The organism is Caballeronia sp. PC1 (assembly GCF_021353155.1).
Lineage (GTDB): Bacteria > Pseudomonadota > Gammaproteobacteria > Burkholderiales > Burkholderiaceae > Caballeronia > Caballeronia cordobensis.
Window position 1 is genome coordinate 3,025,179 of the sequence record NZ_JAJUBH010000001.1, and the last position, 14,963, is coordinate 3,040,141.

General features: G+C 64.4%; 13 protein-coding genes and 1 pseudogene. 10 read left to right on the top strand and 4 right to left on the bottom strand.

The window, feature by feature from the left end; genetic code table 11:
• Positions 1-93 precede the first annotated feature (93 nt).
• Both msrP and msrQ read left to right on the top strand, forming a co-directional pair.
• On the top strand, positions 94-1,074 hold the full coding sequence (msrP, locus tag LY284_RS14515; protein ID WP_045451296.1) for a protein-methionine-sulfoxide reductase catalytic subunit MsrP: 981 nt from the start codon (positions 94-96) through the stop codon (positions 1,072-1,074).
• A 3-nt stretch (positions 1,075-1,077) separates the two neighbouring features.
• Complete coding sequence (gene msrQ, locus LY284_RS14520; protein ID WP_045451293.1) at positions 1,078-1,722, top strand: protein-methionine-sulfoxide reductase heme-binding subunit MsrQ; 645 nt, start codon at positions 1,078-1,080, stop codon at positions 1,720-1,722.
• Between the two features lie 52 nt (positions 1,723-1,774).
• Here the strand turns inward: msrQ and LY284_RS14525 are convergent.
• The 3 genes and pseudogenes from LY284_RS14525 to LY284_RS14535 form a co-directional block, all read right to left on the bottom strand.
• Positions 1,775-3,137: pseudogene (locus LY284_RS14525) on the bottom strand (IS3 family transposase).
• 90 nt (positions 3,138-3,227) lie between these two features.
• Entirely contained in the window at positions 3,228-4,490 is a 1,263-nt protein-coding gene (lysA, locus tag LY284_RS14530) for a diaminopimelate decarboxylase (protein WP_045451290.1), read from the bottom strand.
• Positions 4,491-4,532: 42 nt separating this feature from the next.
• A complete protein-coding gene (locus LY284_RS14535; RefSeq protein ID WP_083972835.1) occupies positions 4,533-4,817 on the bottom strand; it encodes a lipoprotein in 285 nt (94 codons plus the stop codon).
• Between the two features lie 35 nt (positions 4,818-4,852).
• Here LY284_RS14535 and cyaY point away from each other — a divergent pair, with 35 nt between their 5' ends.
• Positions 4,853-5,170, top strand: coding sequence for an iron donor protein CyaY (cyaY, locus tag LY284_RS14540; RefSeq protein WP_014192456.1), 318 nt, complete (start codon positions 4,853-4,855; stop codon positions 5,168-5,170).
• 53 nt (positions 5,171-5,223) lie between these two features.
• Here cyaY and LY284_RS14545 read toward each other — a convergent pair whose 3' ends face one another.
• Positions 5,224-7,632 (bottom strand): penicillin-binding protein 1A, encoded by a 2,409-nt coding sequence (locus LY284_RS14545; RefSeq protein ID WP_045451288.1) that lies wholly within the window; start codon positions 7,630-7,632, stop codon positions 5,224-5,226.
• A gap of 251 nt (positions 7,633-7,883) precedes the next feature.
• Here LY284_RS14545 and pilM point away from each other — a divergent pair, with 251 nt between their 5' ends.
• From pilM to LY284_RS14580, 7 genes are all read left to right on the top strand, one after another.
• The gene (gene pilM / locus LY284_RS14550) at positions 7,884-8,885 is read left to right on the top strand and encodes a type IV pilus biogenesis protein PilM (RefSeq protein ID WP_014192454.1); all 1,002 of its coding nucleotides are present in this window, start codon (positions 7,884-7,886) and stop codon (positions 8,883-8,885) included.
• A complete protein-coding gene (locus LY284_RS14555) occupies positions 8,882-9,553 on the top strand; it encodes a PilN domain-containing protein (protein WP_045451286.1) in 672 nt (223 codons plus the stop codon). Before pilM ends, LY284_RS14555 begins: the two co-directional genes overlap by 4 nt.
• Complete coding sequence (gene pilO, locus LY284_RS14560) at positions 9,550-10,419, top strand: type 4a pilus biogenesis protein PilO (RefSeq protein ID WP_233386869.1); 870 nt, start codon at positions 9,550-9,552, stop codon at positions 10,417-10,419. The genes LY284_RS14555 and pilO overlap by 4 nt, the downstream gene beginning before the upstream one ends.
• Positions 10,416-11,948 carry a type IV pilus secretin PilQ gene (locus tag LY284_RS14565; RefSeq protein ID WP_045451280.1) on the top strand — a complete coding sequence of 511 codons (1,533 nt, stop codon included), beginning with the start codon at positions 10,416-10,418 and terminating at the stop codon, positions 11,946-11,948. The genes pilO and LY284_RS14565 overlap by 4 nt, the downstream gene beginning before the upstream one ends.
• A gap of 94 nt (positions 11,949-12,042) precedes the next feature.
• Positions 12,043-12,588 (top strand): shikimate kinase, encoded by a 546-nt coding sequence (locus tag LY284_RS14570; RefSeq protein ID WP_014192450.1) that lies wholly within the window; start codon positions 12,043-12,045, stop codon positions 12,586-12,588.
• Positions 12,589-12,604: 16 nt separating this feature from the next.
• Positions 12,605-13,681, top strand: a complete 1,077-nt coding sequence (aroB, locus tag LY284_RS14575) for a 3-dehydroquinate synthase (protein WP_233387181.1) — start codon at positions 12,605-12,607, stop codon at positions 13,679-13,681.
• A 44-nt stretch (positions 13,682-13,725) separates the two neighbouring features.
• Positions 13,726-14,946, top strand: a complete 1,221-nt coding sequence (locus LY284_RS14580; protein ID WP_014192448.1) for a deoxyguanosinetriphosphate triphosphohydrolase — start codon at positions 13,726-13,728, stop codon at positions 14,944-14,946.
• Positions 14,947-14,963: the final 17 nt, after the last annotated feature.

Genomic DNA, 14,963 nt, shown 5'->3' on the forward strand with positions numbered 1-14,963 from the left:
ATGCGTTGCGCTGGCGGTTTTTTTTCGTCGCACGATGGAATACGGGCATTCATTCTGCTGTTTCCCCGTATATGAACGAAGGAGTAACGCTTCATGTGGATCAGACGAAATCGCCCTCTCTATGGCGACGACATAGCGGCTCATGAAATCACGCCGCGCGACGTGTTCGAGAACCGGCGGCGCGTGCTGCGCTCGATCGGCGCGATGAGCATGATGAGCGCGACGGGCCTCGCGCACGCGACGATGACATCGCCCGATGCGAAAGGCCAGAAGCTCGCCGCGACGACCAACCCGAAGTTCGTCGCGCTCGACAAGGCCACGTCGCTCAAGGACATCACGACCTACAACAACTTCTACGAATTCGGCACCGACAAGGGCGACCCTGCCGAGCACGCGGGCGCGTTGCGTCCGCGGCCGTGGAAGGTTTCGGTCGAAGGCGCGATCAAGAACCCGAAGGTCTACGACATCGACGAACTCCTCAAGCTCGCGCCGCTCGAAGAACGCGTGTACCGGCTGCGCTGCGTCGAAGGCTGGTCGATGGTGATTCCGTGGATCGGCGTGTCCTTGTCCGAGCTCATCAAGCGCGCCGAGCCGACGGGCAACGCGAAATACGTGCAGTTCATCACGCTCGCGGACCCGTCGCAGATGCCGGGCCTCTCGACGCCGATTCTCGAATGGCCTTATTCCGAGGGACTGCGCATGGACGAAGCGATGAACCCGCTCACGCTTCTCACGGTCGGGCTGTACGGCGAAGTGCTGCCGAATCAGAACGGCGCGCCGGTGCGCATCGTCGTGCCGTGGAAGTACGGCTTCAAGAGCGCGAAGTCGCTCGTGAAGATCCGTTTCGTCGAAAAGCAGCCGCCGACGAGCTGGAACCTGTACGCGCCGAGCGAATATGGTTTCTATTCGAACGTGAATCCGAACGTCGATCATCCGCGCTGGAGTCAGGCGACGGAGCGGCGCATCGGCGAAGACGGTTTCTTCGCTCCGAAGCGCAAGACGCTCATGTTCAACGGATACGGCGATCAGGTCGCGTCGCTGTATTCAGGCATGGATCTGAAGAAGAACTTCTGAGCGATGTCGTCCGCATCTCAGATCAAAAGCGCGCGCGTCGCGTCCGGTCCGCGCTGGATCGTTCCGGCCAAGATCGTCGTCTTCGTGGCGATGCTGTTCCCGCTCGCGCGTCTCATCGTGCTCGGCGTGAACGGCGGCCTCGGCGCGAATCCGATCGAGTTCATCACGCGCTCGACGGGACTTTGGACGCTCGTCTATCTATGTATCACGCTCGCGATCACGCCCGTGCGACGCCTGACCGGCGTGAACGCGCTGGCGCGCTTTCGGCGCATGACCGGCCTCTTCGCGTTCTTCTTCGCCGTGCTGCACTTCACGACGTACATTTGGTTCGACAAATGGTTCGATGTCGCCGAGATGGTGAAGGACATCGGCAAGCGGCCGTTCATCACCGTGGGCTTTGCGGCGTTCGTGCTGCTGATTCCACTGGCGATCACGTCGCCGAAAGCGATGGTGCGCAAGCTCGGGCGCCGCTGGCAGACGCTGCATCGCGCGATCTATCTGATCGCCACGCTCGCCATCCTGCATTTCTGGTGGATGAAGGCAGGCAAGAACGATCTCGAATTGCCGAAGATTTACGGCGCCGTCGTGATCGCGCTGCTCGGCTGGCGCGTGATCGCGTGGCTTCGAACGCGAAGCAAGCGCGCATAAAAAAAGCGACGCCGTTGCCTGAACTGACCCCGCAAAGTTGGACAGTTTTGGGCTAGGCCGCTAAGGGCTGAGTTCTGTACATCACAGGACTCAGCCCTTTCAGCTTCAGCTTGATGCGGTGGTGATTGTAGTAGTGAATGTAGCGTCTGATTCCGGCCTGAAGGGCTTCGATGCTCTCGAAGCGGTTGGGGTAGAAGAACTCCGACTTCAAAGTGCCGAAGAAGCTTTCCATGGTGGCGTTGTCGTGGCAGTTGCCCTTGCGCGACATGCTTTGCGTCAGGGCTCGTTGCGAGAGCAACGCCTGGTAAGCGCCCATCTGATAGTGCCAGCCTTGATCCGAGTGGACCAAGGGGCGATCATCGACTTCCAGCCTTCTGAATGCCTTTTTGATCATGTTGGCGACCATCGCGAATGCCGGACGAGTGGCCGTCTCGTAGGCGATGATCTCGCCGTTATACAGATCCAGCACCGGCGATAGATAAAGCTTTCGCTCGCCCACCCGGAATTCAGTGATATCGGTGACCCACTTCTGGTTCGGCCCCGCGGCATCGAACTGTCTTTGCAGCACGTTCGGCGCAACCCGTCCCACCGTCCCGCGGAAGGCTTGAAACTTCTTCGGGCGCACCAGCGACTTCAGTTTCATGAGGTGCATCAACCGCTGGACGGTCTTGTGATTCACAACCGTGCCCAAATGCCGGACTGCGTGAGTAATGCGTCGATAGCCATAACGCCCTTTGTGCTGCTCGAACACAGAACGAATACGCGCCTTGAGCTGCGCGTGTTTGTCCGCCTTGCGTGAAGCCTTGCATTGGTAGTAGAACGTGCTGCGCGCCAGGCCGGCCACTTTCAGCAGGCCGTCGAGCGCAAACTCATGCCTCAACCCGGCCACTACTTGCGCTTTTTGCGCTGCGCTGTAGGGCTTTCCGAGCGGATCAAGGCATCGAGTTTTTTTAGGTACGCATTCTCCATGCGCAGATAGTTCAGCTCCTTCAGGAGCTCTTCCTTCGTGCGGGCCTCGTCGGGTTTGGACGAAACAGCTGGCGCAGATGACTTGGGTTGCTTCACGGAGCGTCCTCGGGGCGCGGCTCAAGGGCCTGCATACCTCCCGAATCATACCGGCGCTTCCAGACATTAATCGCGCTCGGATTGCGGATATCGAAGATCGCGGCCGTCTCTCGGCACGACAGAGCCTTGGTGTGCATGAACTGCAGCACCTTCAGTTTGAATGGGCCGTCGTAGAAACTGTACTTCTTCTTAAACGCCGCCTCGCCATGCGCCCGCCACGCCGCCACCCATTTATGCACCGTGCCACGGCCCACGCCATGTTGACGCCCCACCTCTCCGAAACCGCCGCGCTCGCCTGATAAATAGTCTTGAACGACTCTGCGCTTGAGTCGTGCGCTGTACTTGCTCATGAAAAAACACCCCAAATCGTTGAACGGGTGTCCAACTTTTGGGGTGCAGTTCATGCCAAGCGTCGCTTTTTTCATTGATGCGCGAAAGTCTCAGTCCGGCAGAATCGATTCCCCGGCGAACAACTGCGCAACCGTTTCGCGCTCGCGCACGAGACGCGCGCGTTCGCCATCGACCATGATTTCGGCGGCGCGCGGACGCGTGTTGTAGTTCGAGCTCATCACGAAGCCGTATGCGCCCGCCGAGCAGATCGCGAGCAGATCGCCCGGCTCGATTGCCAGTTCGCGATCGCGCCCGAGCCAGTCGCCGCTTTCGCATACCGGACCGACCACATCGTATTGGTGCGCGGTGGCGTTGCGCTTCTCGACGGGCACGATGCGATGAAACGCCTCGTACATGGCGGGGCGCGCGAGGTCGTTCATCGCGGCATCGACGATGGCGAAGTTCTTTTCCTCGCCCGGCTTCAGAAACTCGACGCGCGTGAGCAGCACGCCCGCATTGCCGACGAGCGAGCGTCCCGGCTCGAAATACACTTCGCGCTCGCCGTGGCCGCGCTGCTCGATGTGATCGAGCAGCGTCTTCACGAACACGCCGATATCGGGCGGCGTTTCGTCGTCGTAGGTAATGCCGAGACCGCCGCCGACATCGACGTGACGAATGCGCATGCCATCGGCTTCGATCTGCTCGACGAGTTCGAGCAGCTTGTCGACGGCATCGAGATACGGGCTGATTTCCGTGATCTGCGAGCCGATATGGCAATCGATGCCGACGATATCGAGATTGGGCATCGCATGCGCTTCGCGGTACGTGGCACGCGCGTCGCCGAACGCGACGCCGAACTTGTTCGACTTCAGGCCCGTGGAAATATACGGATGCGTTTTCGCATCGACGTCCGGATTCACGCGCAGCGAAACGGGCGCCTTCTTGCCCAGCGACTTCGCGACTTCGTTCAGCGCGTGCAACTCGGGAATCGATTCGACGTTGAAGCACTTCACGCCCGCTTCGAGCGCCTCGCGCATTTCGGCCGCCGTCTTGCCGACGCCGGAAAACACGGTGTTCTCCGCTTTGCCGCCCGCCGCGAGCACGCGCGCGAGTTCGCCCGACGACACGATGTCGAAGCCCGCGCCCATGCGCGCGAACACGTTGAGCACGGCGAGATTGCTGTTCGCCTTCACCGCGACATGCACGGTCGCCTTGCGGCCCGCGCAGGCGTCGGCGTAGGCGTGATACGCGCGCGTGAGCGCATCGCGCGAATAGACGTAAAGCGGTGTGCCGAACTGCTCCGCGAGCGACGCGGCAGAGACGCCCTCGGCGTGCAGCACGCCATCGACGTAGTGGAATGCGGAATCACTCATGCGTGGAATCGAGTTGCGCCAGGAGGCGTTGAGACTAGCGGATCAATAAGCGGACGATGCGGCTTTCGGCGCCGATGCAGCGTTGGGACTCGTCTTGAGGTCCGTCTCAGGCGACAGCGAAAGCGGCTCGCCCGAGGTATCCGGCACGCTGCCCGGAGCGACAGTCGAAGGCGGCGTATTCTGGAGAGAGGCGGGACGTTGAGGTAGCGGCGGCACTGACGGCATATAAAGCGGACCGCGTTGCCCACAACCGCCGAGTGAGACTGTAGCCGCGGCGCTTAAGCTCAAAGCCGCTACAATCGCGCTCATCCTGAAAACGACTCGCATGACCGTCCCTATACGTTTAATCGATGGAGTTTAGCATGACAGACCAGGAATACCTGACGCTGGCGGAGGCCGCGCTGACGGCCATCGAGCGCGCGGTGGACGCAGCCGACGCCGATATCGAATTCGAGCGCAGCGGCAATGTGCTCACGCTCGAATTCGAAAATCGCACGAAAGTGATCGTCAACCTGCAGCCGCCGAAGCACGAAATCTGGCTCGCCGCAAAGGCGGGCGGATTCCACTACAAGTACGTCGATGGCGCCTGGCGCGATACGCGCGACAACAGCGAATTCTTCGCCACGCTGAGCAAGTATTCGACCGAGCAGGCCGGCGAGCCGATCCGCTTCAAGGCGTAAAAAAAGCGAGCGGATCTTTCGACCCGCTCGCTTCGGTTCTTGCCAGGGCGCGCTTACTGCCCCTTGAACAGATTCATGATGTCCTGCTTTTCCTGTTCGCCGACTTCGGGCGCGGGAGCCGTCACGCCGGATACGCCGTCCTGCGGCGGCGCCTGACTTACGCCGATCGTCGCGACGAAGCCGTGGCCCGGCGTCATGTCGTCGTAATACAGTTCGCTGCCAAGCGACGCGATATCGGGCGGCATCATCGGCTTGTATTCGGGCACGCCCTTCAACGCGCGGCCCATGTAATCCATCCACACCGGCAGCGCGAGACCGCCGCCCGTTTCCTTGTCGCCGAGACTGCGCGGGTTGTCGTAGCCGATCCACGCGATCGCCACCAGCGTGCGCTGATAACCGGCGAACCATGCATCGCGCGAATCGTTCGTCGTACCGGTCTTGCCGGCGAGGTCGCCGCGCTTCAACTGATTCGTCTTCGCGCCGGTGCCGTGTTGCGCGACGCTCTGCAACAGGCTGTTCATGACGAACGCGTTGCGCGGCGTGATCGCGAGCGGCGCGCTTTGCTGGGCGACGAGCGGCTGCGGATGCGAGACGACGCGGCCATACGGATCGGTGATATCGGCAATCAGATACGGATTCACGCGATAACCGCCGTTCGCGAACACCGCATAGCCGGCCGCCATCTGCAGCGGCGTGACGAGACCCGCGCCGAGCGCCATCGGCAGATAGGCGGGGTGACGGTCCGCGTCGAAGCCGAAGCGCGTGATGTACTGCTGCGCGTACTTCGTGCCGATATGGTTCAGGATGCGGATCGACACCATGTTCTTCGAGCGCTGCAGGGCCGAGCGCATGCTCATCGGGCCATCGAAGCCGCCGCCGTAGTTCTTCGGCTCCCACGCCTGCCCGCCGGTCTCGGCGGCGCTGAAGAAGAGCGGCCCGTCGTTGATGATTGTCGCAGGCGAAAGTCCCTTCTCGAGCGACGCCGAATAGATGAACGGCTTGAAGCTCGATCCCGGCTGACGCCACGCCTGCGTGACGTGATTGAACTTGTTCTTGTTGAAGTCGAAGCCGCCGACGAGCGCGCGGATCGCGCCGTCCTGCGGGACCATCGAAATGAACGCGCCTTCGACTTGCGGCAGTTGCGTGATGACCCAGTCGCCGCCGTCGTCCTTCATGAGACGCACGATCGCGCCGGGGCGAATGCGCGCGTTCGGCTGCGCTTTCGTACTGAGCGCGAACTGCACGAAGCGCAGATCGTTGCCGGCGATCGTCGCCGTATTGCCGTCGATGAAGCTTGCCTTCACTTCCTTCGGGCTTGCCGACGTCACCACCGCCGCGACGATCTCGCCGTTGTCGGGATGCTCGGCGAGCGCGTCGTCGATGGCTTGCTCGCGGTCGTCGGCATCCGCGGGCAGATCGATGTAGCCTTCCGGCCCACGATAGCCATGCCGGTGCTCGTAATCCATCAAGCCCTTGCGCACTGCACGATACGCGGCGTCCTGATCGCCGGAATCGATCGTCGTCACGACGTTCAGGCCGCGCGTGTACGCTTCTTCGCGATACTGCGCGTACATCATCTGGCGCACCATTTCCGCGACGTACTCCGCGTGCACACTGAACTCGCGGCCCTGTCCCTTCACGACGAGCGCCTGCTTCACCGCCTGCTCGTACTGGTCCTGCGTGATGAAATTCAGCTCGCGCATGCGTTGCAGGATGTACTCCTGCCGCACCTTCGCACGCTTCGGATTGACGACCGGGTTATACGCGGAAGGCGCTTTCGGCAGGCCCGCGAGCATCGCGGCTTCGGCGAGCGAAACGTCCTTCAGATCCTTGCCGAAATAAACACGCGCGGCGCTCGCGAAGCCGTAGGCGCGTTGTCCGAGATAGATCTGATTCATATACACCTCGAGAATCTGATCTTTCGTCAGCGCGCGCTCGATCTTGTACGCGAGCAGCATCTCGTAAATCTTGCGCGTGTAAGTCTTTTCGCTCGACAGGAAGAAGTTGCGCGCGACCTGCATCGTGATCGTGCTCGCGCCCTGCGAGGCGTGGCCGTTGGTCAGCGCGACCGAGCCCGCGCGCAGGATGCCGGTGAGATCGACGCCGCCGTGATCGTAAAAGCGCGCGTCTTCGATCGCGAGGACGGCTTTTTTCAGATGATCGGGCACGTCCTGAATGCGCACGACGCTGCGGCGCTCCTCGCCGAATTCGCCGATCAGAACGTGATCGGCCGTATAGATGCGCAGCGGCACCTTCGGCTTGTAGTCCGTGAGCGCCTCCAGTGAAGGCAGGTTCGGCATCGCGACGACGAGCGCGTAGCCGAGCACGAGACCCGCGCAGACGACGAGGGCGAATACGCTGACGAAAAATCCGAGGAGAAGCCGCGCCCACCACGGGCGCTTGGCTTTCTTCTGCCCTTCGGGCGGCGTGGACGGCGGGTTGGTCGGGGAAGAGGATTGCATAGCACCACCAAAAACAATCTCGCGATTATAGCTGCCCGGGTTTAGGACAATTCCGGTCGGGTTGTGGCGCGCGCGGCCGTCGCGCGTGCCTGCCGTTATCTTCACGATACGCGCGATCCGGCCCGCAAGCATGCGGAACTCGCGAGCGCTGGCCGTTTGGCTGAGTGTTCGCAGCGGATGACGCTCGCGACAATTCTTTCCGATCAGGCGCCCGAACGGTTCGGTGCGCGATTGAATGGAAGGAGTCGGTCATGAGTAAGGAAAACGCGTTGCGCGGCGCGATGCTGACGGTCACGCGGCGCTATGCGGCGGGTATCGACGTGAGCGAGGACGCCGTGCGCATCGCGGTCGTCAGCAGGCGATTGCGCGCGAATGCGACGGTGTGCGTCGAGCATCTGGAATCGGTGGCATTGCCCTCGGGCGCGGTGATCGACGGCGATTTCGTCGATCGCGCGGCCATCGTGAGAGCGTTGCGCGAGGCCTTCGCGCGCCTGCCGGAAAGCGGCGCGTGGCGGGCGCTGCGTTGCGCGATGGGCTTGTCCGCGTCCGCGACGCTGACGACGCGGGTTCCGCTCGCCCGCCTGATGGACGTTCACGATCACTTCGCAGGCAACATCGGCGGCGATCCGCGCGGCCTGCTCGAACCGGCCGTGCTCGCGGAGGCGGAACGCGCGACCGGCATCGAGCGCGGCGCGCTGGCGGTGGACTGGTCCGTGCGGGCCCGCGAGGACGGCGAGGCGCAAATCGCCATCGCGGCCACGGCGCGGCGGCATGTCGAGGCGCGCGTCGAAACGGCGGCGGAAGCGGGCATCGCGCTGTCGGCCATCGACGGAGAGCCGGCCGCCGCCTTGCGCGCGATGCGCCATGCCGCCTCGACCGAACTCGACCCCGACGCGCGCTATCTCGTCTGCTGGCTGGAAAGCACTGGCTTGCACGGCTGGCTCGTCGGCTCGCGCGGCGTCGAAAACGAGATCCGCTACCCGGCGCCGGAGCATCGAAGCATCTCCGATGCGCTGCACGATCTCGTCGGCCAGGACGCGCCGCTCGATTGCATTTACGTGGGCGGGCAGATCGAATTGCTGGCGCACGCGTGCGTTCCGCTGCCCGCGCTCGGCAAGACCTTCGGCTGCCCGGCGCTGCCTTTCGAGGCCGCGCCGTATTGCAACGGCGCGCCCGACGTTTCGTCTGCAAACAAGCATTCGCCGCGTTTCGCCGTGGCGTTCGGCCTTGCTCTGCGCGAGGTGATGCAATGAACGCGGCCATGCTCGACGGATTCAATCTGCTGCCGTATCGCGCGCGGAGACGCCGTGAGATGCGGCGTCAGCGGCTCGCATTGCTCGGCGCGCTGAGCCTGGCCGGTTGCGCGGCCATCGGCGCCGTGGCCGGCTGGGACGCGTTCGAGCGCGCGCGGATGGATGAGCGCCGCGTGGCGCTGGAGACGTCGCTGCGCGCATCGGGCGCGCAACTCGATGAGCACGCGCGGCTCCTGCGCGCCGAAGCCGACCGGCGGCGCGGGCGCGAGGCGGCGCAGCCGCTGGCCTTGCCGCGCGCGCGTTTTCTCGCGCTCCTCGAAGCGCTGGCGGACGCGCCGCCGCAGCGCGGTATCGCGCTGCAACGCGTGTCGCAGCGAACCAACGAGGTCGAACTGGCCGCGTTCGCGCCGGATTCGCGGGCCGCCGCACTCTGGCTCAAGCGCCTGGAGGGGCTGAGCGGCGTGCAATCGGTGGAAGTGATCGAGATGAAGCGCCGCGCGGACGCAGCCGCTTCAGGCAGACGGGTTGCCTCGACGCCCGCCGATGAGCGTCCGGCGCATTTCGAGTTCGTCGCGCTCGTGCGTTACGCGTCGGATCGTTCGCGGGATCAGGCCGCGGTGCGGCAGGCGCGGCCCCTATTGGCGACCGCGCGGGGGAGCCGGCCATGAGCACGATGCTGATGAATCTCCCGGCCGGGAAGCCATCGCGCGGCGCGCACGCCATCATGCGTCCGCTCGACGAATGGTCGTGGCTTCGAACCGCTTGTGTCGCCGTCGCATTGGGCGCGCTCGTGTTCGGCCTCGGGCTGCGAGCGTGGCGCATGACCGACGCGAGCCAGCTCGAAGCGAGCCGCGCCGCGTTGACGGCGGCGCAAGCGAAAGCGCAGGACATGGGTCGCATCGCCGAAGCGCTGCCCGGGTTGCGTGCGCGGGCGGTATCGGGCCGGCTGGAGCCGGAACACTGGAGCGCCGCCGACGCGTTGCGTGCCGTGGCCGATCTCGCCGCGCAGAACGGATTGCGCGTGACGAGCATCGAACCGGTCGCGACCCAGAGCGCCGATCCGAAGGCGCGCGAGCCGTTCCCGGAGCGCGCGCTCAAACTGCGCGCCGACGGCGCCTTCGGGGAAATGCGACGTTTTCTCGACGCGCTCGCCGGCCTGCCACGGCTCGTCGTGCCCGAGAACGTGCAGATCAGGCGGCAGGCCGCCGCGCTCGCCGTCGAAGCGACGCTGCGCATCTACGAGACACTGCCCGCCGTAGCGCCTGCCGCGACGCCACGCGCGAACGCGTTCGTGGTCGATCCGTTCGGCGGCGCGGAGGCGGCCATGCAGGGCGGCGACCTGTTGCTCGTCGGCACCTTCGTCGGACGCCGCCGCGCCATCGCGCTGCTGCAAAGCGGCCGCGATTTCGACGCCTTCGCGCCGGGGCAAAAAATCGGCGACGAATGGCTCGGGCGCGTCGTGCCGCGCGAGGTCGAACTCGCCGGCAACGATGGCGTCGCGCGCAAGCTGAGCTTCGCGGAGGATCGCAAGTGAGCCGGTTCGCGCTGTTTTTACGAAGGGTCGTCGCGCCGGGAGCGGCGGCGCTGTTGCTTGCGCATGCGTCGCTGGCCGCCGAAAACGCCGACTCTGCCGATAACGCCATCGCGCCGCTGCCGCCGCTTCCCGCATTGCTCGATGCGCAGCCTGCGGACCAGCTCGCGATCGACCCGGCTCCGCCGCCGCCCGCGGCGCTGACCGCGGCCGGGAAGCCTGCGGCGGAAGCGGTGTCGGAAGCGGCATCATCGGACGCGCTCGAAGGTCCGCCGGTGCCGCTGCCCAAACCCCAACGCCTGAGCGGCGAGCAGAACGCCACGAACGACGGCAAGCCGATCACGCTCGACCTGAAGAATGCCGACCTGAGTGCCGCGCTGCATGCGTTTGCGCGCTTCACGGGCCTGAATATCGTCGCGAGCGAAAAGGTGCGTGGGCAGGTGTCGATGAATCTCGTCGCCGTGCCGTGGCGGCGCGCCTTCGACACATTGCTCGAAGTCAACGGCCTGGCGATGGAGCAGCGCGGCAACCTGATCTGGGTCGCGCCCGTCGCGGAACTCGCCGCGCGCGAGAAGCTGCGCTTCGAGGCGCACGCGCGCGCGGCGGAGCTCGAACCGCTCGCGAGCCGTACGTTCGTGCTGCGCTATGCGCGCGCGGAAGATCTCCGCAAGATGCTGACGGGCTCGGGCACTCAGCGCGTGCCGTCCAAGCGCGGCTCGGCGATGGCCGATGCGCGCACGAATCTGCTCTTCGTCACCGATCTCGACGCGCGCATCCAGCAGATCGGCGAACTGATCGCGCTGCTCGACAAGCCGATGCCGCAGGTGATGATCGAGGCGAAAATCGTCGAGGGCGAAGCGGGGCTGTCGCGCAATCTCGGCGTGAAACTGGGCGTCGCGGCGCAGGGCGATCCGGCGCGTGGGCTCGCGGGCGTCAAGGACGGTGTGGTATACGATCTGTCGGCGGGGCCGATCAACGGCTTCGACGCGGCGACGGCCGGGCTCACGCTGTTCGTCGCGCAGGCCACGCGGCTGCTCAACATCGAACTGAGCGCGCTGGAGTCGGAAGGGCGCGGGCAGATCGTTTCGCGTCCTCGCGTCGTGACGGCGGACAGGGTGAAGTCGGTCGTCGAGCAGGGCATGGAGGTGCCGTATCAGGCGAAGGTCGGCAACGGCATGTCGGGCGTGCAGTTTCGGCGCGCAACGCTCAAACTGGAGGTCGAGCCGCAGATCACGCCGCATGGCCACGTCATCCTCGATCTCGACATTACGAAAGACAGTCTCGGCGAGCAGACGGCGAACGGCCCGGCCATCCACACCAAGCACGTGCAGACGCGCGTGGAAGTGGAAAACGGCGGGACGGTCGCGATCGGCGGCATTTATTCCGACGACGCGCGCGGCGACGTGACCGGCGTGCCCGGCCTGTCGAAACTGCCGCTGATCGGCTGGCTGTTCCGTCACGACGCGCGGCGCAGCTCGAAAAGCGAGCTCGTCATACTGATTACGCCGCATGTGCTCCCGAGCGGCGGTTGAGCCCGGCCGCACAGGCGGCGCGACTCGACAAAGCGGGCGGTTTGCCCTTAAGCTGCCGCACGAACAAATTGCATCGAACTGGAAGGAAACCGAGTTGCAGGAAGGGCACGCGAACGCGAACATTTTTTTCGTCGGACTCATGGGGGCGGGTAAAACCACCGTGGGCCGCGCGGTTGCGCGCCGTCTGCAGCGCTCGTTCATCGATTCGGATCTGGAGATCGAGGCGCGCACGGGCGCCCGCATCCCGGTGATCTGGGAACTCGAAGGCGAGGCGGGCTTTCGCCAGCGCGAGGCGAACGTCATCGACGAGCTGTCGCAGCGAAACGGCATCGTGCTCGCCACGGGCGGCGGCGCGGTGCTGCGCCCGGAGAACCGCGAACATCTGAAGAATCGCGGCATCGTCATCTATCTGCGCGCGAATCCGCACGATCTCTGGCAGCGCACGCGGCGCGACAAGAATCGCCCGCTGCTGCAGACCGAAGATCCGCGCGGCAAGCTCGAGGCGCTTTTCAAGACGCGCGATCCGCTTTATCACGAATGCGCGCACTTCGTCGTCGAAACGGGGCGGCCGACCGTGAACGCGCTCGTCAACATGGTCCTGATGCAACTGGAGGTGGCCGGCGTCGTCAAGCCGGCCTGAAGATCACATGTCCGCCATGAATACAGTCAGCGTCGAACTGGGCGAGCGCGCCTATCCCATTCATATCGGTGCGGGCCTGATCGGCCGCACGGAACTTTTCGCGCCGCATATCAAGGGCGCCTCCGTGGCGATCGTCACGAATTCCACGGTCGATCCGCTTTACGGCCAACAGTTGCGCGCGGCGCTCGAACCGCTCGGCAAGAAAGTGACGACGGTCGTCCTGCCCGACGGCGAAGCGCACAAGAACTGGGAAACGCTCAACACGATCTTCGATGCGCTCCTGACCGGGCGCGCCGACCGCAAGACGACGCTGATCGCGCTCGGCGGTGGCGTCGTCGGCGATATGACCGGCTTCGCGGCGGCGTGCTACATGCGCGGCGTGCCCTTCATTCAGGTGCCGACCACGCTGCTTTCGCAAGTCGATTCGTCGGTCGGCGGCAAGACGGGCATCAATCATCCGCTCGGCAAGAATATGATCGGCGCGTTCTATCAGCCGCAAGCCGTCATCGCGGATATCGGTGCGCTATCCACGCTGCCGGAGCGCGAACTGGCCGCGGGCATCGCCGAAGTCATCAAGACGGCCGCGATCAAGGACGCCGGTTTCTTCGAATGGATCGAAGCGAATATCGACGCGCTCAATCGTCTCGACGAAGACGCGCTCGCGTACGCGGTGAAGCGCTCGTGCGAGATCAAGGCGTCGGTGGTGGCGTCGGATGAGCGCGAAGGCGGGCAGCGCGCGATCCTCAATTTCGGGCACACGTTCGGCCACGCGATCGAGGCGGGCCTCGGCTACGGCGAATGGCTGCACGGCGAGGCGGTCGGCTGCGGCATGGTGATGGCGGCGGATCTGTCCGTGCGCCTCGGCAAGCTCGACGAAGCCGCGCGCCAGCGTCTCGTGCGCGTGATCGAAGCGGCGAAGCTGCCGGTCACGGCGCCCAGGCTCGGCGACGACCGCTACGTCGATCTGATGAAAGTCGACAAGAAAGCGGAAGCCGGCGAGATCAAATTCATTCTGCTGACCCGCTTCGGCGCGACCGAGATCACGAGCGCGCCCGATCAGGCCGTGCGCGCGACGCTCGCAGCCAGCGTCTGATCCGCGCGAGCGGCGGCCAGAACCACGACGAAGCGGAGCAGCCGGTGAGCGAAAAAGAACAGCAACTTCCGCCAGGCGCGCCGTCATCGCTCGCGCTCGAAGCGCATCTCGCGCCGTATGCCGCGCACTCGTCGCAATCGCGCGGACGGCGCTTTCATGAGTCGCCGCCCGCCGCGCGCACCGAGTTCCAGCGCGACCGCGACCGCATCGTGCATTCGACCGCGTTTCGCCGGCTCGAATACAAGACGCAGGTCTTCGTCAATCATGAAGGCGACCTGTTTCGCACGCGGCTCACGCACAGTCTCGAAGTTGCGCAGATCGCGCGGTCGGTGGCGCGCAATCTGCGGCTGAACGAAGATCTCGTCGAAGCCATTTCGCTCGCGCACGATCTCGGCCACACGCCGTTCGGCCACGCCGGGCAGGACGCGCTGCACGAATGCATGCGCGATCATGGCGGCTTCGAGCACAACCTGCAAAGCCTCGCGGTGGTCGATCAGCTCGAAGAGCACTACGGCGCGTTCAACGGCCTGAACCTGTGTTTCGAAACGCGCGAAGGCATTCTCAAGCATTGCTCGCGCGAAAACGCGCGCCGGCTCGGCGATCTCGGCGAGCGCTTTCTCACGGGCAAACAGCCTTCGCTCGAAGCGCAGATTGCGAATGTCGCGGATGAGATCGCGTACAACAATCACGATGTCGACGACGGCCTGCGCTCCGGACTCATCACGCTCGAACAGCTTTCCGAAGTGAGCCTGTGGCACACGCATTTCGACGCCGCGCGCGCCGATTACCCGAACATCGAAGGGCGCAGGCTGATTCACGAAACGATCCGCCGCATCATCAATACGCTGATCGTCGATCTGATCGAGTCGACGAACCGCAATCTCGAACGCGTCGCGCCGCAATCGCTGGACGACGTGCGCAACGCCCCATCGCTCGTTGCGCACAGCGATGAAGTCGCGGCCCAGGCGGCGCAGCTCAAGCGCTTCCTGTTCAAGAACCTGTACCGGCACTACCGCGTGATGCGCATGGCGAACAAGGCGAAGCGCGTCGTGACGGGCCTTTTCGAAGCCTTCACCGACGACCCGCGCCTCTTGCCGCCGGCGTATCAGGCGCGTTTGCCGGTGGCGGAGGAATCGGCCAACGATGCGCCCTCATTGAGCCACGACAGCTCGCAGGCGCGCCTCATCGCGCATTACATCGCGGGCATGACGGACCGCTATGCATTAAAAGAGTATCAACGCCTGTTTGTCATCGACAACAACTAAGATCGCGCGTTTTGAAG

Bases quoted from the DNA above. Each gene is read 5' to 3' on its own strand.
- LY284_RS14545 (WP_045451288.1), bottom strand. From the start codon at position 7,632: ATGCAATCCTCTTCCCCGACCAACCCGCCGTCCACGCCGCCCGAAGGG.
- LY284_RS14535 (WP_083972835.1), bottom strand. From the start codon at position 4,817: ATGCGAGTCGTTTTCAGGATGAGCGCGATTGTAGCGGCTTTGAGCTTA.
- pilO (WP_233386869.1), top strand. From the start codon at position 9,550: ATGAGCACGATGCTGATGAATCTCCCGGCCGGGAAGCCATCGCGCGGC.
- lysA (WP_045451290.1), bottom strand. From the start codon at position 4,490: ATGAGTGATTCCGCATTCCACTACGTCGATGGCGTGCTGCACGCCGAG.
- LY284_RS14555 (WP_045451286.1), top strand. From the start codon at position 8,882: ATGAACGCGGCCATGCTCGACGGATTCAATCTGCTGCCGTATCGCGCG.
- msrP (WP_045451296.1), top strand. From the start codon at position 94: ATGTGGATCAGACGAAATCGCCCTCTCTATGGCGACGACATAGCGGCT.
- msrQ (WP_045451293.1), top strand. From the start codon at position 1,078: ATGTCGTCCGCATCTCAGATCAAAAGCGCGCGCGTCGCGTCCGGTCCG.
- pilM (WP_014192454.1), top strand. From the start codon at position 7,884: ATGAGTAAGGAAAACGCGTTGCGCGGCGCGATGCTGACGGTCACGCGG.
- cyaY (WP_014192456.1), top strand. From the start codon at position 4,853: ATGACAGACCAGGAATACCTGACGCTGGCGGAGGCCGCGCTGACGGCC.
- aroB (WP_233387181.1), top strand. From the start codon at position 12,605: ATGAATACAGTCAGCGTCGAACTGGGCGAGCGCGCCTATCCCATTCAT.